General features: G+C 70.5%; 25 protein-coding genes, 3 tRNA genes and 1 pseudogene. 16 read left to right on the forward strand and 13 right to left on the reverse strand.

The window, feature by feature from the left end:
• Nucleotides 1-144: 144 nt before the first annotated feature.
• On the forward strand, nucleotides 145-777 hold the full coding sequence (locus AB0M11_RS32120; protein ID WP_365711645.1) for an NAD(P)H-binding protein: 633 nt from the start codon (nucleotides 145-147) through the stop codon (nucleotides 775-777).
• A gap of 39 nt (nucleotides 778-816) precedes the next feature.
• On the opposite strand, the gene AB0M11_RS32125 is transcribed toward AB0M11_RS32120, so the two are convergent.
• The 8 genes from AB0M11_RS32125 to AB0M11_RS32160 all read right to left on the reverse strand — a co-directional run bounded on the left by AB0M11_RS32125 (nucleotide 817) and on the right by AB0M11_RS32160 (nucleotide 5,921).
• Nucleotides 817-1,872 (reverse strand): UDP-N-acetylmuramate dehydrogenase, encoded by a 1,056-nt coding sequence (locus AB0M11_RS32125; protein ID WP_365711646.1) that lies wholly within the window; start codon nucleotides 1,870-1,872, stop codon nucleotides 817-819.
• Nucleotides 1,873-1,986: 114 nt separating this feature from the next.
• Nucleotides 1,987-3,423, reverse strand: coding sequence for a DHA2 family efflux MFS transporter permease subunit (locus AB0M11_RS32130; RefSeq protein WP_365711647.1), 1,437 nt, complete (start codon nucleotides 3,421-3,423; stop codon nucleotides 1,987-1,989).
• 88 nt (nucleotides 3,424-3,511) lie between these two features.
• Nucleotides 3,512-4,090 (reverse strand): TetR/AcrR family transcriptional regulator, encoded by a 579-nt coding sequence (locus tag AB0M11_RS32135; RefSeq protein ID WP_365711648.1) that lies wholly within the window; start codon nucleotides 4,088-4,090, stop codon nucleotides 3,512-3,514.
• A 369-nt stretch (nucleotides 4,091-4,459) separates the two neighbouring features.
• The gene (locus tag AB0M11_RS32140) at nucleotides 4,460-4,888 is read right to left on the reverse strand and encodes a MaoC family dehydratase (protein ID WP_365711649.1); all 429 of its coding nucleotides are present in this window, start codon (nucleotides 4,886-4,888) and stop codon (nucleotides 4,460-4,462) included.
• Nucleotides 4,889-4,895: 7 nt separating this feature from the next.
• A complete protein-coding gene (locus AB0M11_RS32145) occupies nucleotides 4,896-5,360 on the reverse strand; it encodes a MaoC family dehydratase N-terminal domain-containing protein (protein ID WP_365711650.1) in 465 nt (154 codons plus the stop codon).
• Between the two features lie 117 nt (nucleotides 5,361-5,477).
• Complete coding sequence (gene rpmG, locus AB0M11_RS32150) at nucleotides 5,478-5,642, reverse strand: 50S ribosomal protein L33 (RefSeq protein ID WP_003948671.1); 165 nt, start codon at nucleotides 5,640-5,642, stop codon at nucleotides 5,478-5,480.
• 89 nt (nucleotides 5,643-5,731) lie between these two features.
• Nucleotides 5,732-5,804 (reverse strand) — tRNA-Met (locus tag AB0M11_RS32155).
• Nucleotides 5,805-5,848: 44 nt separating this feature from the next.
• Nucleotides 5,849-5,921: transfer RNA gene (locus AB0M11_RS32160), tRNA-Thr, on the reverse strand.
• Nucleotides 5,922-6,211: 290 nt separating this feature from the next.
• On the opposite strand from AB0M11_RS32160, the gene AB0M11_RS32165 reads away from it, so the two are divergent.
• The gene (locus AB0M11_RS32165; RefSeq protein ID WP_365711651.1) at nucleotides 6,212-7,480 is read left to right on the forward strand and encodes an amidohydrolase family protein; all 1,269 of its coding nucleotides are present in this window, start codon (nucleotides 6,212-6,214) and stop codon (nucleotides 7,478-7,480) included.
• A gap of 309 nt (nucleotides 7,481-7,789) precedes the next feature.
• Nucleotides 7,790-8,446, forward strand: coding sequence for an SDR family oxidoreductase (locus AB0M11_RS32170; protein ID WP_365711652.1), 657 nt, complete (start codon nucleotides 7,790-7,792; stop codon nucleotides 8,444-8,446).
• 4 nt (nucleotides 8,447-8,450) lie between these two features.
• Here AB0M11_RS32170 and AB0M11_RS32175 read toward each other — a convergent pair whose 3' ends face one another.
• The 4 genes from AB0M11_RS32175 to AB0M11_RS32190 all read right to left on the reverse strand — a co-directional run bounded on the left by AB0M11_RS32175 (nucleotide 8,451) and on the right by AB0M11_RS32190 (nucleotide 10,828).
• Nucleotides 8,451-8,663: a hypothetical protein gene (locus AB0M11_RS32175; protein WP_365711653.1), complete on the reverse strand. Its 213-nt coding sequence runs from the start codon at nucleotides 8,661-8,663 to the stop codon at nucleotides 8,451-8,453.
• A 354-nt stretch (nucleotides 8,664-9,017) separates the two neighbouring features.
• Nucleotides 9,018-9,260 carry a hypothetical protein gene (locus tag AB0M11_RS32180; RefSeq protein WP_365711654.1) on the reverse strand — a complete coding sequence of 81 codons (243 nt, stop codon included), beginning with the start codon at nucleotides 9,258-9,260 and terminating at the stop codon, nucleotides 9,018-9,020.
• A 90-nt stretch (nucleotides 9,261-9,350) separates the two neighbouring features.
• A complete protein-coding gene (locus AB0M11_RS32185; protein ID WP_365711655.1) occupies nucleotides 9,351-10,031 on the reverse strand; it encodes a YdcF family protein in 681 nt (226 codons plus the stop codon).
• Nucleotides 10,028-10,828, reverse strand: coding sequence for a GntR family transcriptional regulator (locus AB0M11_RS32190; protein ID WP_365711656.1), 801 nt, complete (start codon nucleotides 10,826-10,828; stop codon nucleotides 10,028-10,030). Before AB0M11_RS32190 ends, AB0M11_RS32185 begins: the two co-directional genes overlap by 4 nt.
• Nucleotides 10,829-11,265: 437 nt before the next feature.
• Here AB0M11_RS32190 and AB0M11_RS32195 point away from each other — a divergent pair, with 437 nt between their 5' ends.
• The 12 genes and pseudogenes from AB0M11_RS32195 to AB0M11_RS32250 all read left to right on the forward strand — a co-directional run bounded on the left by AB0M11_RS32195 (nucleotide 11,266) and on the right by AB0M11_RS32250 (nucleotide 21,615).
• Nucleotides 11,266-11,535 (forward strand): DUF6284 family protein, encoded by a 270-nt coding sequence (locus AB0M11_RS32195; RefSeq protein WP_365711657.1) that lies wholly within the window; start codon nucleotides 11,266-11,268, stop codon nucleotides 11,533-11,535.
• Nucleotides 11,532-12,410: a protein spdB gene (locus AB0M11_RS32200; RefSeq protein ID WP_365711658.1), complete on the forward strand. Its 879-nt coding sequence runs from the start codon at nucleotides 11,532-11,534 to the stop codon at nucleotides 12,408-12,410. The genes AB0M11_RS32195 and AB0M11_RS32200 overlap by 4 nt, the downstream gene beginning before the upstream one ends.
• A pseudogene (locus tag AB0M11_RS32205) lies at nucleotides 12,410-12,788 on the forward strand (RRQRL motif-containing zinc-binding protein). The gene AB0M11_RS32200 and the pseudogene AB0M11_RS32205 overlap by 1 nt, the downstream one beginning before the upstream one ends.
• A 1-nt stretch (nucleotide 12,789) precedes the next feature.
• Nucleotides 12,790-13,125, forward strand: a complete 336-nt coding sequence (locus AB0M11_RS32210) for a hypothetical protein (protein ID WP_365711659.1) — start codon at nucleotides 12,790-12,792, stop codon at nucleotides 13,123-13,125.
• Nucleotides 13,126-13,127: 2 nt separating this feature from the next.
• A complete protein-coding gene (locus AB0M11_RS32215; protein ID WP_365711666.1) occupies nucleotides 13,128-13,466 on the forward strand; it encodes a hypothetical protein in 339 nt (112 codons plus the stop codon).
• Entirely contained in the window at nucleotides 13,463-15,658 is a 2,196-nt protein-coding gene (locus AB0M11_RS32220; protein WP_365711660.1) for a cell division protein FtsK, read from the forward strand. The genes AB0M11_RS32215 and AB0M11_RS32220 overlap by 4 nt, the downstream gene beginning before the upstream one ends.
• A gap of 238 nt (nucleotides 15,659-15,896) precedes the next feature.
• Nucleotides 15,897-16,400 carry a hypothetical protein gene (locus tag AB0M11_RS32225; protein ID WP_365711661.1) on the forward strand — a complete coding sequence of 168 codons (504 nt, stop codon included), beginning with the start codon at nucleotides 15,897-15,899 and terminating at the stop codon, nucleotides 16,398-16,400.
• An 86-nt stretch (nucleotides 16,401-16,486) separates the two neighbouring features.
• Nucleotides 16,487-17,221, forward strand: coding sequence for an SAM-dependent methyltransferase (locus AB0M11_RS32230; RefSeq protein WP_365711662.1), 735 nt, complete (start codon nucleotides 16,487-16,489; stop codon nucleotides 17,219-17,221).
• On the forward strand, nucleotides 17,218-18,057 hold the full coding sequence (locus AB0M11_RS32235; protein ID WP_365711663.1) for a bifunctional DNA primase/polymerase: 840 nt from the start codon (nucleotides 17,218-17,220) through the stop codon (nucleotides 18,055-18,057). Before AB0M11_RS32230 ends, AB0M11_RS32235 begins: the two co-directional genes overlap by 4 nt.
• 2 nt (nucleotides 18,058-18,059) lie before the next feature.
• Nucleotides 18,060-19,535 (forward strand): ATP-binding protein, encoded by a 1,476-nt coding sequence (locus AB0M11_RS32240; RefSeq protein ID WP_365711667.1) that lies wholly within the window; start codon nucleotides 18,060-18,062, stop codon nucleotides 19,533-19,535.
• A 450-nt stretch (nucleotides 19,536-19,985) separates the two neighbouring features.
• Nucleotides 19,986-20,174: a helix-turn-helix domain-containing protein gene (locus AB0M11_RS32245; RefSeq protein WP_362640510.1), complete on the forward strand. Its 189-nt coding sequence runs from the start codon at nucleotides 19,986-19,988 to the stop codon at nucleotides 20,172-20,174.
• Nucleotides 20,175-20,235: 61 nt separating this feature from the next.
• Complete coding sequence (locus AB0M11_RS32250) at nucleotides 20,236-21,615, forward strand: site-specific integrase (protein WP_365711664.1); 1,380 nt, start codon at nucleotides 20,236-20,238, stop codon at nucleotides 21,613-21,615.
• 174 nt (nucleotides 21,616-21,789) lie between these two features.
• Here the strand turns inward: AB0M11_RS32250 and AB0M11_RS32255 are convergent.
• Nucleotides 21,790-21,871: transfer RNA gene (locus AB0M11_RS32255), tRNA-Tyr, on the reverse strand.
• Nucleotides 21,872-22,098: 227 nt separating this feature from the next.
• Here AB0M11_RS32255 and AB0M11_RS32260 point away from each other — a divergent pair.
• Nucleotides 22,099-22,538, forward strand: a 440-nt coding sequence (locus AB0M11_RS32260) for a DUF520 family protein (RefSeq protein ID WP_365711665.1), incomplete at its 3' end; no start/stop codon positions are given.

Here is a 22,538-nt window from a genome sequence, read left to right on the forward strand (position 1 = left end):
GATCACATGCCTTCTTCCGGCGATTGCTACGGACTTCCCGAGAACCCTTGACGGGTGAGTGAGTGTTTACCCACTCTAGAGAATGGAGGTGAGTGAATACTCACCTACCAGAGTCACCATCCCTGAGCGGGAACGGGAGCAGTCATGAATCTCACTGTGTTCGGCGCGACCGGCGGGATCGGCCGGGAGATCGTCCGCCAGGCGCTGGCGTCCGGCCACCGGGTCACGGCGGTCGTCCGCGACCCCGCCCGGCTGACCGTGACCGGCACGAGCCTGGAGGTGGTCCGCGCGGACCTCACCGACCCCGAGGTGATCCGCCCGGCGCTGACCGGCCGGGACGCGGTCCTGTCCGGCCTGGGCCCGCGCGGCCGGGGCGACGCCGGCGTCGCCACCCGGCTGACCCGCACGGTCCTGGCCGCCATGGAGGCGGAGGCCGTACGACGGCTGGTGGTGGTCAGCGCCGCGCCGGTGGGCCCGGAACCGGACGGCGACGGCCTCCTGGACCGCACCATGCGCGGCCTGGTCTCCGCGATCCTCAGGCCCGTCTACGACGACCTGCGCGAGACGGAGGCGGAGCTGGCCCGCAGCGCCACCGACTGGACCTCCGTGCGCCCGCCGCGCCTGCAGGACAAGCCGCTGACCGGCACCTACCGCACGGTGGTGGGCGGCTTCCCGCGCAAGGGACGCTTCATCGCGCGGGCGGACGTGGCCCACGCGATGCTGGCGATGATCGAGGACGCGGGGACGGTGAAGCAGGGGGTGGGCGTGGCGTACTGAGCCTCCCCCCGCGAGCCGGTGAGGCGTGCGTCCGTCTCCCTAGAGGCTGACGCCGACGGTCACCGGCTCGTTGACCAGGGTCACGCCGAAGGCCTCCCGGACTCCGGCGACGACCTCCCGCGCCAGTGCCAGCAGGTCCTCGGTGGTGGCCCCGCCCCGGTTGGTCAGCGCCAGGGTGTGCTTCGTCGAGATCCGCGCCGGGCCGCTGCCGTAGCCCTTGGTGAACCCGGCCTTGTCGATCAGCCAGGCCGCCGAGGTCTTGGTGAGGCCGTCCCCCGCGGGGTAGGCGGGCGGCTCGGCCGCGTCGCCCAGCCGCTCCCGCACGCGCGCGTGGAAGGCGGCGAACTGCTCGTCCGTGAGGATCGGGTTGGTGAAGAAGGACCCCGCCGACCAGGTGTCGTGGTCCTCGGGGTCGAGCACCATCCCCTTCCCGGCGCGCAGCTTGAGCACGGCCGCACGGGCCTCCGCGAGCGGCACCCGGTCCCCCGGCTCCACTCCGAGCGCCCGTGCGGCCTCCGCGTACCGCACCGGCGCCGACAGCCCGCCGGCGTCCTCCAGCCCGAACCGGACACGCAGGACGACGTACCGCTCGGGGTCGGCCTTGAAGCGGCTGTGCCGGTACGAGAACGCGCACTCCTCGTTGGTCAGCGTCACCGTCTCGCCGGACCGCCGGTCGTAGGCGACGACCTCGGTCACGGTCGAGGAGACCTCCTGCCCGTACGCCCCCACGTTCTGGATGGGCGTGGCTCCGGCGGATCCCGGGATCCCGGCCAGGCACTCGATGCCCGCGAGGCCCGCCTCGACGGTGCGGGCGACCGCGTCGGTCCAGACCTCGCCCGCCGCCAGCTCCAGCGCCGTGCCGCGCAGTTCGAAGCCGGTGGTGGCGATGCGCAGGGCGGTGCCGTCGAAGCCCTTGTCGCCGATGACCAGGTTCGATCCGCCGCCGATGACCAGCAGCGGGGTCCCGCCGACGTCGGCCGCGCGGACGGCGGCGATCACCTCGGCGTCGGTGGTCGCGGTGACCAGCCGGGTGGCGGGGCCGCCGAGCCGGAAGGTGGTGAGGGGGGCGAGGGGGGCGTCGTGGAGTTCCTGCACGCGCCCAAGACTACGAGACGCCGTCGGCGCTCCGGCCGTCGCGAGCGGCACGCGCGCGTGGGGCCCCGTCCGCACCGGAAACGGGGCCCCACGCGCGCGTGCCGTCAGCCGTCGTCAGCCGCCGACGGTCTCCAGTGCCGGGGTCGGCTCCCCCTCGGCCACCAGTCGCGCGGCGCGCCGTCGGCCGGGTATGGCCAGGGCGGCGATCCCGGCGAGGGCCACCACGGCCGCGCCGGTGACCAGGGCGGGCCGCAGTCCGTCCACGAAGCTCTGGGCGCTCTCGTAGCCGCCCTGGGCGGAGAAGATGGACGACATGACCGCGACGCCGAGTGCGCCGCCGACCTCGCGCAGCGCGTTGTTGGCACCGGAGGCGATGCCCTGTTCCCGCGGGCGCACGGCGGACATCACCAGGTTGGCGGCGGGGGCGAAGTACAGGGCCATGCCGATGCCGGAGATGACCAGGCCGGGCAGCTGAGCGGCGTAGGAGGCGTCGGCGGTGACGACGGAGGCCAGGTAGCCGAGCCCGGCGGCCTGCAGGAAGAGCCCGGTCGCGACGACGGGGCGGCCGCCGATGCGGTCGGACAGGATGCCCGCGATCGGCGCGACGATCATCGGCATGCCGGTCCAGGGCAGCATCCGCAGGCCCGCCTCGGTGGGCGAGTAGCCGAGCACGCCCTGCATGTACTGGCTGAGCAGGAAGATCGACCCGAACATCCCGAGGAACATCAGCAGGCTGGCGGCGTTGATGCCGGAGAACGCGCGGGACCGGAAGAGCCGCATGGGCAGCATGGGGTTCTTGGCGCGGCTGCCGTGGAGGACGAAGCCGACGAGCAGGGCCGCGCCGGCGGACAGCCCGGTGAGCACCAGCGGGGCGGTCCAGCCGTCGGCGGGGCCGCGTACCAGGCCGTACACGATCCCGAAGAGGCCGCCGCTGGCGAGCAGGGTGCCGGGGACGTCCAGCGGGGCGCCGGTGCCGTGCGACTCGGCGAGGCGGAACCGGGCGAGCGGCAGCAGGGCGATGCCGAGCGGCACGTTCAGCCAGAAGATCCAGTGCCAGGACACGTGTTCGGTGAGGCTGCCGCCGATGAGCGGTCCGGAGGCGACCGCGAGCCCGTTGACGGCCCCCCAGATGCCGTAGGCCATCCCGCGCCTTGCCTCGGGCACGGCCGCCGTCAGCAGGGTGAGGGTGAGCGGCATCATGATCGCCGCGCCGACGCCCTGCACCGCGCGGGCGGCGATCAGGGAGTCGATGCCGGGTGCCATGGCCGCGGCGGCGGAGGCGCCGGTGAAGACGGTGAGCCCGGCGAGGAAGAGCCGGCGCCGGCCGAAGCGGTCGCCGAGGGCGGCGCCGAACATCAGCAGGACGGCGAAGGTGAGCGTGTAGGCGCTCACGGTCCATTCGAGGTCGTCCAGGGCTCCGCCGAGGTCCTTGCGGATGGAGGGCAGGGCGGTGGTGACGACGAGGTTGTCGAGGGCCGCCATGAATCCGGCGACGCTGGTGATGACGAGCGCCCATCCGGCGCCTCGGCGACGTGTGGTCTCTTGTGACATCGCTCCCCCAGAGCGTGCATTCAGATAGTTATTGATCACTAAGTTTCCGGCCCATGAAAGGACCCGGCCGAGACGGCGGGCCGCCCCGTCAGCCGTCGCGCTTGCCGAGCCGTCCGGTGGTGCCGGCGTCCGGGTGCATCCCCTGCCAGACCCGATGCTCCGGCGGGAACCCCATGGCCGCGTAGGTGTTGATGAGCATTCCCTTGGCCAGGAAGGCCGTGGTGCGGTCGACGTCGGCCCCCGAGAGCAGGTGGACGGTGTCCCACAGCCGCCCCCAGCCGGCCCGCACGAGCTCGCCGAACTCGGGCTCGCCCTCCGCCTCGGCGGCCGCGACCGCGAGGTACGTCTGCATCTGCATCTGGAGCCACTCCGGCCGCTCCTGGATGAGCCGCACGTACGCGTCACCCATGGCGTGCAGGGCCTCTTCCTCCTGCACACCCTCGGCCGCTCTCTCGAAGAGCTCGCACATCTCGTCGATGCAGCGCTGCGCGGCGGCGGCGAAGATCGCCTTCTTGCCCGGGAAGAGCCGGAAGAGGTACGGCTGCGAGACCCCGACCCGCTTGGCGATCGCCTCGGTAGAGGTGCCGTAGTAGCCCCTCTGCGAGAACTCCGCGATCGCCGCGCGGACGACGCTCTCGCGCCGCTCCTCTGCGCTCATCCTGACCATGCGAGAAAGTTAGTACTCAATCACTAACCAAGTCAAGGGGCGTCCGGGAAGCGCTGCGGCGGCCGCCGGCCGCCGCAGCGTGGGCGCCGCTGACGCGGGAGGAGCGCCTGCTGTCACGGAAGGAGTGCCCCGCACACGGCAAGGAGTGCTCTCTCATACGGCAGGGCGCGCCCCGCACACGGCGGCCCGCCCCTCATACGGCACATGCGCCCCGTACACGGCAAGGAGCACTCTCATGCGGCGAAGAGTTGCGCACACGGCATCTACGCCCCCTACACGGCATGTCCGCCCCTCATACGGCAGAAGGCGCCCGCCCACGTAAGGAGCGCCCCGCAAGGGAGGGCGCCCCTTACCGATGTCGCCGGGCGCTCAGCCCAGCCGTACGACCGCCCTCGACATCCCCAGGACCTTCTGCCCGGCGCTGGTGGCCGTCAGGTCGACGCGCACGGTGTTGTCGTCGAGCTTCGCCGCGACCTTGCCGCTGACCTCGATCAGGGCGCCCTGCTCGTCGTTCGGGACGACGACCGGCTTCGTGAAGCGGACGCCGTAGTCGATGACCGCCCCCGGATCCCCGGTCCAGTCGGTGACCACACGGATCGCCTCGGCCATGGTGAACATGCCGTGCGCGATGACGTCCGGCAGACCGACCTCCTTGGCGAACTTCTCGTTCCAGTGGATCGGGTTGAAGTCCCCGGAGGCGCCCGCGTACCGCACCAGCGTGGCGCGGGTCACGGGAAAGGTCTGCGCCGGCAGTTCGGTGCCGACCTCGACGTCCTCGTACGCGATCTTCGACGTCATCGGATCCTCACGCCTCGCCTTCTTCTGCTTCCGCCGCGCGGGCCACCAGCTTGGTCAGGGCGCTCACCACGAGCTCCCCCGCCTCGTCGTGGACGTCACCGCGGATGTCGATGACGTCGTTGCCGGCGAGGGACTTGATGGCCTCGATGGTCGAGGTCACGGTCAGCCGGTCGCCGGCGCGCACCGGGCGCCGGTAGGCGAACTTCTGGTCGCCGTGCACGACCCGGCTGTAGTCCAGGCCGAGCTGCGGGTCCTCGACGACCTGGCCGGCCGCGCGGAAAGTGATCGAGAAGACAAAGGTCGGCGGGGCGATCACATCGGAATAGCCGAGCGCCTTGGCGGCCTCCGCGTCCGTGTACACGGCGTTGGTGTCGCCCACCGCCTCGGCGAACTCACGGATCTTCTCCCGGCCCACCTCGTAGGGCTCGGTGGGTGGGTAGGTCCGTCCCACGAAGGACTGGTCGAGCGCCATTGGCCCGGCACCTCCTGATGTCTGCTGTGATGCCCCACAAACTAGCGGGAAAGCCGTCCCCCGAAACGCCGTGAGGCCGCCCCCGAACGGGGACGGCCTCACGGACGAGCCTGTTTGTTATCGCGTCTCGCGGTGCGCAGTGTGCGCGTTGCAACGCGGGCAGTGCTTCTTCATCTCAAGACGGTCCGGGTTGTTACGCCGGTTCTTCTTGGTGATGTAGTTCCGCTCCTTGCACTCCACGCAGGCCAGCGTGATCTTCGGGCGGACGTCGGTGGCAGCCACGTGAGTGCTCCTTGACGAACGGGTGGGATGGTTTAACGCATAAAAGAGTAGCCGATCGAAGGACCGACCCCACAATCGGCTACTGTCAGTAGCGGTGACCGGACTTGAACCGGTGACACAGCGATTATGAGCCGCTTGCTCTACCGACTGAGCTACACCGCTTTGATGAGATCAGCCCCGCCTGGCGGCGGGACCTCTCACACCAGAGCCCCAATACGGAATCGAACCGTAGACCTTCTCCTTACCATGGAGACGCTCTGCCGACTGAGCTATTGGGGCGAGCGATGAAGACATTACACGCTCGGCCGCCGTTCACCCAAATCCGTTTCCCGCCGCCCTTCCCGCCCCCTGCCGCAGGGCTCCCGGCAGCCTCCCCAACCCCTGGCGGCACTTCCCGCGCGCGCGTGCCGAACCCTTCCCCGCACCTCCGACGACCACGGTCCGCGCAGGTCCGACGGCTCCGGTACGACTATTTCGCTCCTCCCCGCCGCACGCGGCTCGCCGCCCTAGGCTCGACTCACTCTGCGTGATCTTGAGTCCCATGCCTGGACCGACCCTCATGGAGCGCGATGCCCGACAGCCAGCCGCAGCCGCCCTCGTCGTCGTCCGATCCCCAGGGTTCCTCGGGCTCCTGCGACCCGGCCGCGCTCCTGCTGTCGGGCGCCCGGCTCACCGACGGCCGGACCGTGGACGTACGGCTGGGCTGCGGCCGCATCGAGGCGGTGGGTACGGCAGGCAGCCTGGCGCCGGGCCCGGCCCGCGGAGGCGGCGCGCGCGTGGACCTGAGCGGCTATCTCCTCCTCCCTGCCCCCGCCGAACCGCACGCCCACGGCGACACCGCGCTCTCCGGCGAACACGGCGGCCCCGTCTCCTACGAACCCGAGGACGTCCAGCGCCGCGCCACCGAGGCGGCCCTGCTCCAGCTCGGACACGGCGCGACCGCGGTCCGCGCGCACGTGCGCGTGGGCGACGTCCAGGGCCTCGGCGCCCTCGCCGCCGTCCTCCAGGCGCGCCGCTCGCTGCGCGGGCTCGCGGAGCTCACGGCGGTCGCGATGCCGCGGGTGCTGACCGGGATCGCCGGCGCCGAGGGGCTCGCGATACTGCGGGACGCCGCGAAGATGGGCGCCTCCGTGGTGGGCGGCTGCCCGGACCTGGACCCCGATCCCGCGGGCTACGCGGAGGCGGTCCTGGAAGTGGCCTCGGAACACGGCTGCCCGGTCGACCTGCACACGGACGCCACGGACCCGGCCCGGCTGGCCAGACTCGCGGCGATGGCGGGCGGCATGCGCCCCGGTGTGGTCCTCGGCCCGTGCGCCGGGCTCGCGCGGCTGCCCGCCGAGGTGACCGCGCGGATCGCGGACCAGCTCGCCGCCGCCGGCGTCACGGTGGTGTGCCTGCCCCAGGGCGGCTGCGGCTCCGTCGACCGCCGCGGCACGGCTCCGGTACGGCTGCTGCGCGCGGCCGGCGTGCGGGTCGCCGCGGGCAGCGGCGCGCTGCGGGACCTGTCGAACCCGGTCGGCCGCGGCGATCCCCTGGAGGCGGCCTACCTCCTGGCCTCCCGCCACGGGCTGCGTCCCGAGGACGCGTACGAGACCGTGAGCGCCGCCTCCCGCGCCGCCCTGGGCCTCCCCGAGGTCCGCGTCGAGGCCGGTTTCCCCGCCGAGCTCCTCGCCGTACGCGGCGACCACCTGGCCGGCGCGCTCTCCCTCGCCTACAGCCGGATCGTGGTGCACCGGGGGCGCGTGGTGGCACGCACGAGCGCGGTCCGCGAGTACTGCAACTCTGCGGTGGCCGCGGAGCTGGGGCTACCGCGACAGGGCCGGGGAGGACTGTCCTGAGCGGCATGGGCGGGTGACGGCGGTGCGGACGCCGTCGGGTGGACGGGGGCGCCGAGGGACGGGCGGGAGCGCGGGCGCCGTCGGGTAGGCGGGACGGGGACGAGCGGGCGCGAGCGCCGAACCCCGGACCGATGCCGACGCCGACGCGGACGCGGACGAGCGGGCGTGCGCATGGGGGCGCGCGGTGTGCGGTGTGGCGCGCGCCCATGACGCCCGCACCGGGCCGGTGTGTCCGGTGGATCGTCACGCGCGCCTGGGGCGCATGAAGTCATGCGGCGGAGGCGGGGCTTCGGGCGTACGGTCTGAGACATGCGCATTGTCATCGCTGGTGGTCATGGTCAGATCGCGTTGCGGCTGGAGCGGCTGCTCTCCGCGCGCGGGGACGAGGTCGCGGGGATCATCCGGAAGGCCGAGCAGAGCGACGACCTGCGGGCGGTCGGTGCCGAACCGGTGCTGCTCGACCTGGAGTCGGCGTCGGTCGAGGAGGTCGCGGAGCAGCTGCGGGGGGCCGACGCGGCGGTGTTCGCGGCCGGCGCGGGACCAGGGAGCGGCGCGGCCCGCAAGGAGACGGTGGACAAGGGCGCGGCAGTGTTGTTCGCGGACGCGGCCGTGCGCGCGGGCGTACGCCGTTTCGTGGTCGTCTCCTCGATGGGCGCGAACCCGGCGCACCGGGGCGACGGGGTCTTCGACGTGTACCTGCGGGCCAAGGGCGCGGCCGACGCGTACGTGACCCGGCAGAGTGCCCTGGACTGGACGATCCTGCGCCCCGGTTCCCTGACGGATGCTCCGGGCACCGGTCTGGTGCGTCTGGAGGCGCACACGGGCGGGGGTGCGGTCACCCGGGACGACGTCGCCGCCGTGCTGGCGGAGTTGGTGGACACCTCGGCGACGGCCGGCCTGACCCTGGAGCTGATCGGCGGATCGACACCGGTCGGCGTGGCCGTGAAGTCGGTGGCCGGGAACTGAGTTCTCAGAACAGCGGCAGCTGCCCCGGGAACTCGGGCACGACGTAACCGTCCAGCGAGGGCTGGACGTCCCCGATCGGGGCCTGCTGCCGCGAGCCGGAACAGGAGACCAGTTCCCCGGTCTCGCGCGCCCCGGGCGGGTCGTGCCGCGCGAAGCGGCCTGCCACGACGGCGATTTCACGGCGGCACACCGGGCAGGTTCTGCGTCGGGAGGACATGCGTTCAGTGTGCCCCGGGGCCACGGCGCGCACGACGGGCCCAGCCGTCGGCCGCAGTACGGGCGACGCACCCACATGATCTTCATCACGCCACGGCGTCCACGCCGTCCGACGCCGTTCCAGGCGTGCGCCCCGGCACATGACGAAGGGCCTGTGACCTGCTTGACAGCAGGTCACAGGCCCTTCGTTCCCGTGTGGCGGCGCCAGGATTCGAACCTGGGAAGGCTGAGCCGGCAGATTTACAGCGGGACGGTTACAGGGGCTTTGAGCTGCCGATTCACGCTCCCGATGCATTCCTGGGGGACGCATGGGGGATCAAGGCGCCCATCCCGCCTAGGTAGGGATGTCCGGCGCCTAGTTCTCATCCGTGCCTGTTGCGTCGGGATGGTAGAGACGACTGAAGTTGCCCACCCTGCGCGGGTCATGAGCCTCACCGTCTGTGTAGGTATCCATGGGGATCATCTGACCGTCTGCAAGGACGAGCCAGGCTATGAGCGGGTACGCCTGGACACTACCGTCGGCCTGCTTGTACTCGGCCCGCCACCCTCCTCCGGGAAGCGCGGCTACCACAGGGTTGCTCTTGGGGTCGATTGTCATGAGGTAAGTCTGACCCTGGTCAATGAGCTGGACTGGCAATCTGCACTTATCCGGCGCGAACGGCTCGCTCCGGCCCGTTGGACGTGTCGACTACGCGCTTGCCTGATGAGAACTCGCCGCCGCCTCGGGAACGAGTCGGCTCGTGAAGCCCCGAGACGCGAGTCGTTCGTACGCGCTGATCACGTCGCCGGGTACTTCCTGCGCAATCATGAAGCCGTGAGCCGGATAGATCAGCAACCGCTGTAGCGACCCAACGAGCATGTCGATGACAAGGTGCGCGTCCCGGATCGAGTCAATGTATTCGGGGAGCGTCATGGGCGTAGACGCGCTGACAAACTCTGCCTGCGGCCACAGCTTGCGGGCCGTGGCGTAGGCCCGCCGTTCCTCGTACGGCTTACTGACGAGAAGCACTGAGGAAGCATCGATTCCGCGCTCTTCGAGAAGGGCGCGGGACAGAGTGATGTTCTGGCCGGTGTTCCGGGCCCGAGGCTCGACAAGGATGGCGTCCGCAGGAACACCCAGTTCAAGCGCCCGGTCCCGGTAGTGCTCGGCTTCCCCTCGCGGCATGCGGTCCTGGGTGGTCCGGCTGGTCGCCCCTGTGAAGACGATCAGCGGCATCATGCCGCGCCAGTAAAGGTCGACGGTGGTGTCAGCCACACCCAGGTCATGACTACCCAGACCAATGCCAACCGAGCAGGGGCGCGGTTCGTGGTGCATCTGCTGGTAGTCCCACAGAAGCTGAGTGTCCTCCCAGTCCTGTACGGAGATCACGGCGAGCCTTCCTTGTCCTGGTCGCGGGCTGAGTCAGGAACCTTGAACTCGTACTCCCAGGCGAATCGGGAGGCCGAGTGGATACCGACTGCGAACTCAACCACCGTGCCATCCGCCGTGTAGGTGGTTCGGTGAAGCTCCACCACGGGTTCACCTGCCGGAAGCTGTAGCAGCTTCACCTCTTCCGCCGTGGGGACGCGGGCGAACAACCCCTCTTTCATATGATCAATCTCGTACCCAGCGTCGTACAACACCCTGTATCCACCGCCACGGCCAGCAGGCCCCGGGGTGGGGTCGACAATGCGTGTCCCCTCGACGTGTTCGGGCCGGTAATAGCTGGTCAGGGTATGGGTCGGCTGGACGCCCTCCTTGACGAGTCGGGCACGAGCGTAAACATCCGAGCCGACCGGCACACCGAGGCCTTCAGCGACGAGATCGCTCGCCTTGACTCGGCTCACGGTCTGCGTCTGCTCGTTGCGCTTGTACGCACGGCCCGAAGCGACGCGGTCTGCGATAAACGCGACCTCATCACCGTCGCGCCACTTCACCTTGTCGTACCGGGCGATACCGAGCCGCTTGAGCGGGGTGCGCGGCCGCACGACTGTGCCGTGACCGCGTGACGACGTCACCAGCCCCTCGGCCTCAAGCGCCTTGTATGCCTGGTGGACCGTGGATTTGGAGCCTTCCCCTGCCTCGACAAGGTCTCTGATCTGGGGCAACTGGGCCCCGGGTGCGTACTCGCCACTTCGGATCTGTTCCGCGAGCCGATCCGCCAGCTCGCGCCACTTGGGTGCCACAGCCGAACTCCCTTCGATGCGAACCAGTGAAGCACAGTCCCAGGACTGTTGACAGTCCCGGGACTGCGTGCCATCTTCATCTCAGGCCGCTCGCAGTCCTAGGACAGCGAACGAGAAGGGCTCTTCCTTGGACTGCTTCTTCGCCGTGTCGGTTCGGGATGGCTCGTGCACGTGGGGCCCCGAGCTGGTCGTTCCTTGAGAACTCAACAGCGTGACGAGGTGGCCGCCTCCTCCGATAAGGCGGCCGGCGCGGCAAAGGACCGCGCACTTCTCGACCTTTCCGCAGCTCAAGGGCAGCGGGCCGGTTGCCTCCGCTGCACGTCTCGTACGTGCGGCGATGAGGGGAGCCGGGTCTTCCGACTTCAACGGCGAGCGGTCCCCGGGGTGCCACCCGGGGACCGCGACGGGCCGTTCCTATGCGAGAGGAACACGACCCTATGAACCCCATCGTGACTGTTCAGGACGCTGTTACCGGGTTCGCCGACTGGGGCGAGCCGACGGACGCAGAACTGGACGCGATCGAGATCGAGATGCCCGTGATCCTGGCGGACGTCGACCTGTTGGACGCGCAGATCATCACCCTGGACCGCACCCCCACCGAGCTGGACATCCGGCGCCTGCGCCGGGCCCGCCGCCGCGCGCTCGCCGCCCGCGTCGCCCTGATCAACCGCACGGCCGGTGAGACCCTGCCCGGCGGTGCGGCATGAGGAACATCAACGTCAAACGGCTGGTGACCGTGCTGCCTGCGGTCGCGATGACCGGCGTGTCCATGGTGCTCACCCTGGCCGTGGTCGTGATGTGGCTGGGGGAGTCGATGCCCAAGGGCGTCGCCCTGGTCGTCGGTCTGGGTATCGACGGCGGATGGCTCGCCACCCTCGCCTACGAGCGCCGCCTTGCAGCGCAGGGCGACCACAGCAACGCCGTGACCGGTGTCGGCTGGTCGTTCGGTGCGGTCGCCTCGGGTGTCCTGATCGCTCACGCCCTGCTCGCCGACGAGACGTCGATGGGCGCGTGGCTGGCCGTGGCATGGCTGCCGCTCGCCGCAAAGGCGCTGTGGCTGGTCCACGGTCTGTGGGAGCGGACCGCGCTCACCCCGGCCGCGCTGGACATGATCCGGGGCATTCAGCAGGATGCCCGCGACGACGCGGCCGTGGCCCGTGCCCGCCTGCGGGCGGAAGCGTCCACGGAGGAGACGCGGCTGACGGCCGTGACCGAGGCCGGGGCCCGCGTCGCACGCGTTCAGGCGGGGACCGCTCAGACGCTCGCTGAGGCGTGGTCGAAGCTGGAGACGGCCCGCAAGGGTGCGGGCACCGGGCGGGCTCTGACCAGTGTGACGAGCCGCGTCACGTCCGACGTCACACCCTCGTGGGAGCTGCCGGTGTGGGGCCCCAGTGAGTCGGTTGCGGCGCTGGAGCAGGCCCCCGCGCTCACCGATGACGCGCTGGACGTCCTGGTCGATGAGATCCGGCTCAGCGAGGATCCCGCCCTGTCGTATCGGGAGATGGCCACCCGCTTCCGCGCGGCCGGCCACTCCGCCTCCGAGGTCCGTCTCCGGGCTGCGTGGAAGCGCGTGGTGGCCTGATGTCCGCCGCGTGGGGCAAGTGCTACGACCCGTCCGGCGCGCTGTACGGAGTGCCCACCTACCCCTGGAAGCTCGCCCCCGACGGGTACGCCACCCGCCGCCAGTTACGGGCCCGCGGCCTGCGTCCCGGCGGGCAGCCGGTAGCGGCGCAGGTCATGCGGATGAACCGCAGGACCGGGACGCCCAGGGTCGCCTACCTCTACCACGTCGACCGCGCGCTGCCGGTCCGGCCGATGACGTCGCGTAAGTGGGGGTGCGCTCGCTCTCGCGATGCTCGCCCGCCAGACCTGCCCGAAGTGCCAGCTCACCTACAGCTACTGCATACCGACGTCGCTCGGGATGTGCGTGCTGTGCGCCTACCCGGAAGGGACTGCCTGACATGGGCAACAACTCCGAGATCCGCCGTATCGACCGCGAGATCGTCAAGGCCGAACGCAAGCTGGTGGCGGCCCGTGAGGGCGAGTTGTGGCCGCTGACCGGCTCCGAGAAGCGCAAGGTCCTCACCGCGCTGGCCGGCGGTTCCCGCAGCGTCCTGCGGGGCAACAGCCCCTCCCGCGCCGAAAGCAAGCTGGACCGGCTCTCCGACCAGATCGAGACCCGCCTTCAGACCGAGCTGCGCGCACTGCACACCGCGCGCGAAACGCTGGTGAGCGAGGACGCCAAGGCCAAGGCCAAGAACACGGCGGCGGGCAAGAAGTCCTCCGGGTGGTGGTGAGCATGACCGCCCGCTGCCCCGCGGCTCACCCCGACGACCCGACCCCGTGCGTCGGTCCGGTCGCGGTGACCGTGCTGGACGCGTTCAACGCGGGCGCGGACGGGTGCGAGCACCACGGCGCCCGCCTGCTGGCCAGCCTGGACGGGGGGCGCGTCTACCCGCTGCCCGACGCCCCGGCCGGTGCCGCCATCCGCGTCTTCACCGCCGCCGACACGACCCGCCCCTTCTGCTGGGTCGACGGCCCCCGCACCCGCCCGGACCAGCTCAGCCGTGCCGAGAACCGTGCGCGGTGCGCCGATCTTCCCTCTCTCGCCTCCCGCTCAGGAGACCTGCCGTCATGACCGAACCCGCCCCGGACGACACCCCGATGGGCACCGTCCACCACCTCGACACCCGCCGCATCGCCGACCGCGAGAGCGGCCACACGGCCCCGGTCGTCGACCTGGCCAAGCCCGCCACCGACACCACCACCACGGCCCCGGCCGCCGACCCGGTTTCGGAGGGTGAGGCGGTGGACCGGGCGGACAACCCGCTGGCCGACTGGCTCGCCCTGCCCGACACCGACGTCCTGCCCGCGTGGGCGCGTTCGCGTGCCTCAGTCCTCGCGAACGTCCGCGCGTTCGGCCGGCTCACCTGGTGGCACACCCGCTACCACGGCTTCCGCACCCCCAAGTACCTGGTCAAGACCGTGCTGCTGGCCGCCCGTGGTTTCTTCCGGGCCGCCGTCGGCCTGTGGCCGACGCTGTCGGCGCAGGACCACACGGCGGCCGTGCGGGCCCTGCGCGCCCAGGTCAAGGCCAAGCCCGAAGACGTCGACCTCGCCGTCCGCTTGCAGGCAGCCCACTACGCCCGCACGCAGACGCGGCGTTGGCGGTTCGGGGCCGCCGCCGTCGCGGTCACCGCCGCCGCAGTCGGCATCGCGCTCGCCCCGCCCCTGTTCCAGATAGGGGCAGCGGCGGCCGTGGTGACCCCGCTGGCCTACCTGGGGCGGGGCAAGGAAACCCGTCTGCTGGACCAGGCGGCGCCGCCGCTGAAGGTGGACATGTCCTCCCAGCAGCTCAATGACGCGCTGCGGGCCGCCGGCCTCCTCAAAAGCGGTGGCGGCAAGGACGACAAGGACCTTCCGAAGGTGCACTGCACGATGGGCCCGGTCCGGGACGGCCGTGGCTGGGCCGTGATCTTCGACATGCCCCGCGGCGGCGGCAAGACCGCCTCCGACGTCCTCGCCAAGCGTGAGGTGATCGCGCAGGAACTCGGGGTCGACGAGATCCAGGTCATCATGTCCCGCGTCCGCGCGGCCAAGGGCGGCAACGCCGGCCGCGTCTCCATGTGGGTCGCCGACGACGACCCCTACCTGGGACCGCTCAACCCCTCGCCGCTGTCGAAGGCGGAGCGGTTCTCCATCTGGGAGCCGGTCCCCTTCGGCCAGGACGCCCGCGGCAACCGGGTGGCCGTGCCGGTCATGTGGCAGTCGATGTTCTTCGGCGGCCTGCCCCGCCGGGGCAAGACGTTCTCCCAGCGTCTGCTCACCGCGGCCGGTCTGCTGGACGCCTACGTGCGCCACTACGTCGCCGACGGCAAGGGCGGCGCCGACTGGATGCCCATGAAGGCCTGCGCGCACCGGCTCGTCATGGGCGCGGAGGACGACGCGATCGAAGCGCTGAAGGCCATGCTCAAAGAGCTGCTGGCAGAGATGGAACGGCGGTTCGCGCTGCTGCGGGACCTGCCCGCCTCCGTGTGCCCGGAGGGCAAGCTGACCCCGGACATCATGGTCAAGTACAACCTGCCGGTCATCTTCGTCACCATCGACGAACTGCAGGAGTACTTCACCGCGATGGACCGCGAGGACCGCGACCAGGTCATCGACGACCTGTGCCGCGTCGCCCGCCGCGGGCCCGCCGCCGGGTTCATCTCCAACTTCGCCTCCCAGCGTCCCGACGCCGAATCGGTGCCGCCGAAGCTGCGGGAGATCATCACCATCCGCTACTCGACACAGGTCGTCGACCGCACCAGCTCCGACATGGTGCTGGGCAAGGGAAAGGCCGCGCAGGGCGCGGACGCCTCCGTGCTCTCCGAGGACCACAAGGGCGTAGGCGTCCTGGTCACCGGCCCCGCGTCGTTCGTGACCGTGCGCGCCGACTACCTCGACGGCCCCGGGTTCGCCGCGCTGTGCCGCAAGGGGCGCGCCCTGCGGGAGGCGGCCGGACAGCTCACCGGGGACGCGGCCGGCGACGTCACCGCCGCCGCGGATGCGGCCGGGGTGAGCGTGCCCGCGATCGTCTCCGACGTCCTGGAAGTCATGCGGCACTCCCCGCGCATGTTCACCACCGACCTGCTCGCCGCCCTCGTCAACCTCGACGAGGACGTCTACGGCGACTTCAACGCCGAACGCCTCGCCTCCGAACTGGAGTCGGCCGGGGTGAAGCGGACCAGCAAGCAGGTCAAGATCAGCGGCGCCAACGGGGCCGGCTACCAGCGCCGCGACATCGAGGCGGCGGTGCCTGCCGAGATCCTGCTGAGCGTCGGCAGGTAAAGCCCTCCCCCTCTACCCCACCCCGCACCGGGCCCCCTCCGCGCCGCCGTTCACGGCCTTCCGTGACCGCCCGGAAGTAGAGGGGGCTCTTTACCCCGGTAGAGGGGGAGGTAGAGGCCCCTGACCTGCAAGGTAAGGCCGGTAAAGGGGGCTTTGCGGCCCCCTGCCCAACCCCTCCCAACGCCCCGTTTCAGGGGTGCCCCCCTGCCTGCCCACGAACCCCCGGAAGGGATCCCGCATGCACCCCGAGACCACCCCCGACGCGCTCAACAAGGGCGTCCGGATGAGCGACGACGTGGCCGCCGCCGAAGCACGCCGGATCATCGCCGACGCCTACAAGCCCACCCCCGACACCCCGACCGCCTACCGCGACGACAGCCCGCTTCCCCCCTACGGCGACACACCCCCGGTCATGCAGCCGGACCGGCGGATCGTGCCCGCGTGGGCCGCCGGGACCGCGGTTGCCGGCGTCGGAGTCGGCTCCGCATTCGTCGGCGTCGGGTGCGGTGTCTGGCTCGCCTGCCAGGGATTCGCCGCCGTCTCCCTCACCAGCGTTCTGTTCGTCACCCTGCCCATCGCCGCCGTGGCCGGGGTGTTCGCCGCGATCGGTACCGCCCTGCGCTCACTCAAGGGCGTCCACACCGAAACCCACCACCACTACCGGGGCCCGGTCAGCCAGCACCACACCACCAGCAAGACCTACGGGCTCTCCGCCCGCACCCACAACCAGCACACCAGCTAGCTACGCCAAGGGCGGCCCCCGTCTCGCCAAAGTCCGGGACCGCCCTTGCTCAACCAGGACCAACCAAGGAACTGGAGAACTCCAGAATGACCCAACTCACGGTCATCCGGCGAGCGGACGGACCGGCCGCGTTCGCCGCTCTCTTCCTGCGCCTGTTCGGGCGCCCGCCCCGGCTACTGGATCTGTACTGCTGCCAGGGCGGCGCCGCCAAGGGCTACGCCGACGCCGGATTCGACGTGACCGGCGTCGACATCGCTCCCCAGCCGCGCTACCCGTTCCGGTTCGTGCAGGCGGACGCCATCGCGTTCGTGCTGGAGCACGGGGCAGAGTTCGACTTCATCCACGGCTCGCCGCCGTGCCAGCATGACAGCGACTGCCAGCGGATCCAGGGCAACGCCCACCCCGACCTGATCGCTCCCACCCGCACCGCCCTGGAGACCACCGGGCGCCCGTGGGTGATGGAGAACGTCGGGGGCGCCCTGCCCAAGCTGCGCGGTCCGGTGATGCTGTGCGGGCAGATGGTCGGCCTGGCCAACTACCGGCACCGGTACTTCGAGACCGGCGGCGGCTTCGCCCTGGAGCAGCCGGACCACCCGGCGCACCTGGTCCCGCAGGCCAAGATGGGCCGCCCCGTCCCGCCGGGCCACTACGGGCAGTTCGTCGGCAACTTCTCCGGCGTCGAACTGGCCCGCCGCGTCCTCGGGGTTCCGTGGATGAACCGCGACGGCATCCGCGAGTGCATCCCGCCCGCCTACGCCCACCACATCGGCCGCGCCGCCCTCGCCCAGCTCACCAACAGCGCCCTGGGGGTCGCGGCATGAGCGAGCACCTGCGCACCGCCCTGCGTCTGGCAGCCGACGGCCTGCCGGTGCTGCCGCTACGCCGGGGAAAGCTGCCGTTCGGGAACTGCCCCGCCTGCGCACAGAACGCGTGCGGCGGCCGTCCGAACATGAAGGCGGCGGGCGCCTGCACCTGCCCGGCGCCGTGCCACGCGTGGGCCGCCGCGACCACCGACCCCGCCGCCATCGCCTCGCCGGCATGGGCGCCGGCGTGGCGGCACGCGGCGGCCGTGGCCTACCACCCCGGCGGCGCCGGCATCACCGTGGTCGACCTGGACAACCCCGCCGCCATCGCATGGGCCCGCGCCACCCTGCCCACCACCCGCACCGTTGCCACGACGCGCGGAGAGCACTGGATCTACCGCGGCACCATGCCATCCGCCAACGCTGTCCGGCCCAGCGTCGACATCAAGTCTCTTTCCGTGTATGCCCGTTGGCTCGGAAACGGCACGGGCGCCACGGCCCCTCTGCCGGACGCTGTGCGCGCCCTGGCAGTAAAGGAACCGACCGCGCCCCGCAGGGCGGCACGCAGCTTCACAGAGCCTCTAGGGGCCCGTGGAGGCCTATGCCCGCACCGCACACCGACCTATCTGGACCGTGGCGTGTCCATGGCCGTACAGCGCATCACCGAGGCCCGCAGCGCCGTCCACGCGACCGTGTACCGCACGTTCCTCGCGGTGCTGTCGACACACGGCCGGTGCGGCTGCCTCACCGACGCCCATGTCGGCCGACTGTTCACCGCCGCGCAGGCCAAGGGCGAATCCCCGAGGCACTGCACCGACGCGTGGACCAACGCCCTGACCACGTTGGGACTGTGACCGTGTCCGACGACGAGAAGAACCCCGCCCGCAAGGTCATCACCGACTACGCGCAAGCGCACTTCCGGTACTTCCGCACCGTGGACGGGACCGTGTACGCGCAGCGCACCGGCCACCCCGTGGCCCGCCCGATCCGCTCCCAGGGAACGACCGGCAGCCACCGGCAGGAACTCATGGTCGGCCTCTTCCGTGACGGGGTCGGCGTCTTCAACGGAACCGCCCTCAAGGAGGCGTTGGACTTGATCGAGGCACTCGCCCTCACCGAGCAGGTACAGCCCACCCACATCCGCGTCGCCCCCGGCTTCGACGGCGCCAGCTGGCTCGACCTCGGCCGCGACGACGGGCAGTCCGTCCGCATCCACCCCACCGGCTGGGACATCCGCGTCCCCGACCCCGAAGAGGTGTGCTGGCGGCGCACCCAGCTCACCGGGGAACTCCCGATGCCCGCCAAGGACACCAACGGCAAGGGCATCGACCTGCTGATGCGGCTGTGCAACTTCGCCGACGCCAAGACCGAGGCTCTCGCCATCGCGTGGCTCATCGGCTGCCTGGAGCCGTCCGCACCCGTCCCCGCCCCGTTCCTCACCGGCCCGCAGGGCGCCGGCAAGTCCACCGGCGGCCGGATGCTCGTGCGGATCATCGAGGGCATGACCGGCGACCTGCGCAGGGCGCCCAAGGACGAAGAGAACATGATCACAGCGGTCGCGGCCGGATGGATCACCGCCCTGGACAACCTCTCCCACCTGCCCCCGGACCTGTCCGACCTCATGTGCTGCGTCATCACCGGAGCCGAGAGCATCAAGCGCGCGCTGTTCACCGACGGCGACGTCGTCCGCTCCCGCTACCGCCGGCCCATGCTGCTGACCGGTATCGACGTCGGCGTCATCCGCCCCGACCTCGCCGAACGACTCCTCACCCTGCGCCTGGAACGCCCCCGGGTGCGGCGCACCGAGGCGGAGCTGTGGGCGGAGTACGCCGAGATCCTGCCCGTCGTTCTCGGCTCCCTGCTGGACCTGACCGTCAAGGTCCGCGCAGTACAGGCCGAGACCCCCACCGATCTGCGCATGGCCGACTTCGCCCACCTGTGCGCCCAACTCGACACCGCCACCGGCTTCGGGACCCTGGAGGCATACCGGGCCAGCCTGGACGACCTCAACGACGACGTGATCGAGGGCGATCTACTGGCCCAGACGGTCCTCAAGCACGCCGCCGAACTCACCCCGGGCGAAGAGGTGCGGATGACGTCGGCCGAGTGGCTGCACACCCTGAGCGCCCTCTACAGCGGCGAGGAATGCCGCCCCTTGCCCAAGGGCTGGCCCACCACCGGCAAGGTGCTCTCCGACCGGCTCAGGCGCATCCAACCCACCCTGGCCGCGCGGGGCGTCCTCGTTGACTGGGGCCGCACCAGCGCCGCCCGCTACATCGAACTCAGCCGCCAGGCCCCGCCCCCGCCGCCCGAGCAGCAGACCGCGTTCTGACACCGCCGCACGTGCGGACAAGCAAGAAGAGCACGCCGCGCCGGGGGTGCTCCTCTTGCTGTTCGGCGGCGGCGGCCGCCCTGCACAGGTCGCGCCGCGAAGCGGCTCGTTCTTCAAGCCCTGAGCGGACGTACTGACCACAGACACCCCCCTTCTTTTTCCTAAGTAGGGAAGACCTGCGTCACTGCGTCACCGAGGGCCTGACAGACGGCCGCTGACCTGAGGCAACAGCGGTGACGCAGACGGCGAACGCTGCGTCATCCCGCGTCATCAGCGTCACCCCGTGACGAGCGCCCGTGTCATCGGTGACGCAGAGCCCGCCGCGCTGCGTCACCAGAACCCGCAGGTCAGAAGCCTGATTGACGCACGTGACGCAATGACGCAGAAATCCCAGCTTCGGACAGCACAGACCACCCCGCCCCGAGACCAGAGCAAGCGAGGAGTAGCACTGTGGCCCGCCCCAAGATGCTCAAGCTTCCCGAAGTCCTCGAAGAGATCGACATGAGCCGCGCCGCCTTCTACCGGATGCGCGCCCGCGGCAAGGCCCCCAAGCTCATCAAGCTCCCCAACGGGCAGATCCGCTGCCGCCGCGACGACCTCGACGCGTGGTGGTCGTCCATGGAAGAAACCGCCGCCTGACCTCCGCGTACGCGCCCGAGACACGAGGGGCCCGCCTCACGCGGGCCCCTCTGGAGTTTGCATGCCACTGACCTACGACGTCCGCCTCTACTCCATCGAGATCCGCAAGGACCGCCCGAAGCCTTACCGGCTCCGTTGGCTGGTCGGGGAGCGCAAGCACTCCAAGAGCTACACGCTCAAAGTGCAGGCAGAGGGCCGCCGCTCGGAACTCATGTCCGCCGTGCGACGCGGTGACCAGTTCGACGAGGAGACGGGCCTGCCCGTGTCCGAACTGCGCGCAAAGCAGGGCGCCATCACCTGGTACGAGCACAGCCGCGCCTACGTCGACCGCAAGTGGGCACTGGCGCCGGCGAAGTCGCGAAAGAACTACGCCGACGCGCTCGCCACCATCACCCCGGCACTCGTCAAGACGAAGACGGGAATGCCGTCCCCGGCCCTTCTGCGACGCGCCCTGTACGGGTGGGCGTACAACCGCAACCGCTGGAACGAGACCCCGCCGGACGACGTGGCCGGCGCCCTGGCGTGGATCGCCAAGCACTCCATGCCGGTCTCCGCACTGGAAGACCCAGCAACCGTCCGCCTGGCCCTGGACGCTCTCGCCCTACGGCTGGACGGGAAGGAGGCGTCACCGCGCACCGCGAAGCGAAAGCGGGCGTGCCTGAGCGACGTTCTCGGACTCGCCGTCGAAGAGCAATACTTCGCCATGCCGGTCAACCCGCTCACAGCCGTGAAGTGGACTGCCCCGAAGTCAGTTGAGGCAGTGGACCCCGAGAGCGTCGCCAACCCGCGCCAAGTCCGCGCCCTGCTGGCAGGAGTGCGCGAGCAGGGGCCCCGCGGGAAGCATCTGGAAGCGTTCTTCGGATGCCTGTACTACGCGGCCATGCGCCCGGCTGAGGCTGCCGCACTGTGCGTCAGTCAGTGCCACCTCCCCGAGACAGGGTGGGGCATGCTCACCCTGCGCCAGGGCATCGTTCGGGCCGGGCGGAGCTGGACGAACGACGGGGCAGCGCACGAGACCCGCCACCTGAAGGCGCGGGCCAAGAAGGATTCCCGCCCGGTGCCGATCCCGCCGCACTTCGTCCGGATGCTGAGGGAGCACATCGCCACGCACGGCACGGCACCCGACGGCCGGCTCTTCCGGACGAGCCGCAACGGCCTGCTTCAAGAGACCGGCTACGGGGAGGTTTGGGCAAAGGCTCGCCAAAATGTGCTGAGCGAAGCCGAGACGTCCTCACTGCTCGCCCGCCGTCCCTACGACCTGCGGCATGCCGGGGTGTCGTTCTGGCTCAGTTCCGGCGTGGACGCCATGGAGTGCGCCCGACGGGCCGGCCACAGCATCGCGGTACTGCACAAGGTGTACGCCAAGGTGCTCGACCAGACGCGGGAACATGCCAACAGCCGGATCGATGCAGCACTCCGGGAGTGGAATCAACCCGAGTGATCATGCTCACCCCCGGGGGACACCTGGGGGACACGCACTGACCGACAGCGGGATTTGGGCGGTACGAGGTGAGACACGCCCACGTCCCGTCCACGCCGAATCGAACGGGGCCGATCAATGAAAAACCCCCTCTGACCAGGCTAAGAACCTGTTCAGAGGGGGCTTTCCCCAGTGTGGCGGCGCCAGGATTCGAACCTGGGAAGGCTGAGCCGGCAGATTTACAGTCTGCTCCCTTTGGCCGCTCGGGCACACCGCCGGGGTTTCGCCACCAGATCGAACCGCTTTTCGGCGGTGCTCCCTGGCAACGACGTAAACAATACCCGATCCACAGGGGTGCTCCGCCACCCGATTGATCGCCGCCCATAGGACGCGGGATGGCTAGGCTGGTGCGGATGCGGCCCGGTCTCCGCACCGGGCCCGGCGGTCGCCGTCGCACGCCGGAACGCATCCCGTTACGCCCCCTGATACAAGGAGCCACAGGACATGGCCGACTCCAGTTTCGACATCGTCTCGAAGGTCGAGCGGCAGGAGGTCGACAACGCCCTCAACCAGGCCGCCAAGGAGGTCTCGCAGCGCTACGACTTCAAGGGTGTGGGCGCCTCGATCGCCTGGTCCGGCGAGAAGATCCTGATGCAGGCGAACTCCGAGGAACGGGTCAAGGCGATCCTCGACGTCTTCCAGTCGAAGCTGATCAAGCGTGGCATCTCGCTGAAGGCGCTGGACGCGGGCGAGCCGCAGCTCTCCGGCAAGGAGTACAAGATCTTCGCGTCGATCGAGGAGGGCATCTCCCAGGAGAACGCGAAGAAGGTCGCGAAGATCATCCGCGACGAGGGCCCCAAGGGCGTGAACACCCTCGGCATCGGCTACTACGGCCACCGGCCGATGCCGGTCTCCGCCGACGACATCCTCTCCGTCGACGAAGC

Source organism: Streptomyces sp. NPDC051987, from assembly GCF_040680735.1.
GTDB lineage: Bacteria > Actinomycetota > Actinomycetes > Streptomycetales > Streptomycetaceae > Streptomyces.

Excerpts from the sequence above, each read along its gene's own strand:
- AB0M11_RS32200 (WP_365711658.1), top strand. The coding sequence starts at position 11,532 with ATGAGGAACATCAACGTCAAACGGCTGGTGACCGTGCTGCCTGCGGTC.
- AB0M11_RS32195 (WP_365711657.1), top strand. The coding sequence starts at position 11,266 with ATGAACCCCATCGTGACTGTTCAGGACGCTGTTACCGGGTTCGCCGAC.
- AB0M11_RS32215 (WP_365711666.1), top strand. The coding sequence starts at position 13,128 with ATGACCGCCCGCTGCCCCGCGGCTCACCCCGACGACCCGACCCCGTGC.
- AB0M11_RS32220 (WP_365711660.1), top strand. The coding sequence starts at position 13,463 with ATGACCGAACCCGCCCCGGACGACACCCCGATGGGCACCGTCCACCAC.
- AB0M11_RS32210 (WP_365711659.1), top strand. The coding sequence starts at position 12,790 with ATGGGCAACAACTCCGAGATCCGCCGTATCGACCGCGAGATCGTCAAG.
- AB0M11_RS32225 (WP_365711661.1), top strand. The coding sequence starts at position 15,897 with ATGCACCCCGAGACCACCCCCGACGCGCTCAACAAGGGCGTCCGGATG.
- AB0M11_RS32135 (WP_365711648.1), bottom strand. The coding sequence starts at position 4,090 with ATGGTCAGGATGAGCGCAGAGGAGCGGCGCGAGAGCGTCGTCCGCGCG.
- AB0M11_RS32235 (WP_365711663.1), top strand. The coding sequence starts at position 17,218 with ATGAGCGAGCACCTGCGCACCGCCCTGCGTCTGGCAGCCGACGGCCTG.
- AB0M11_RS32130 (WP_365711647.1), bottom strand. The coding sequence starts at position 3,423 with ATGTCACAAGAGACCACACGTCGCCGAGGCGCCGGATGGGCGCTCGTC.
- AB0M11_RS32120 (WP_365711645.1), top strand. The coding sequence starts at position 145 with ATGAATCTCACTGTGTTCGGCGCGACCGGCGGGATCGGCCGGGAGATC.
- AB0M11_RS32170 (WP_365711652.1), top strand. The coding sequence starts at position 7,790 with ATGCGCATTGTCATCGCTGGTGGTCATGGTCAGATCGCGTTGCGGCTG.
- AB0M11_RS32180 (WP_365711654.1), bottom strand. The coding sequence starts at position 9,260 with ATGACAATCGACCCCAAGAGCAACCCTGTGGTAGCCGCGCTTCCCGGA.
- AB0M11_RS32175 (WP_365711653.1), bottom strand. The coding sequence starts at position 8,663 with ATGTCCTCCCGACGCAGAACCTGCCCGGTGTGCCGCCGTGAAATCGCC.
- AB0M11_RS32250 (WP_365711664.1), top strand. The coding sequence starts at position 20,236 with ATGCCACTGACCTACGACGTCCGCCTCTACTCCATCGAGATCCGCAAG.
- AB0M11_RS32230 (WP_365711662.1), top strand. The coding sequence starts at position 16,487 with ATGACCCAACTCACGGTCATCCGGCGAGCGGACGGACCGGCCGCGTTC.
- AB0M11_RS32145 (WP_365711650.1), bottom strand. The coding sequence starts at position 5,360 with ATGGCGCTCGACCAGTCCTTCGTGGGACGGACCTACCCACCCACCGAG.
- AB0M11_RS32165 (WP_365711651.1), top strand. The coding sequence starts at position 6,212 with ATGCCCGACAGCCAGCCGCAGCCGCCCTCGTCGTCGTCCGATCCCCAG.
- AB0M11_RS32140 (WP_365711649.1), bottom strand. The coding sequence starts at position 4,888 with ATGACGTCGAAGATCGCGTACGAGGACGTCGAGGTCGGCACCGAACTG.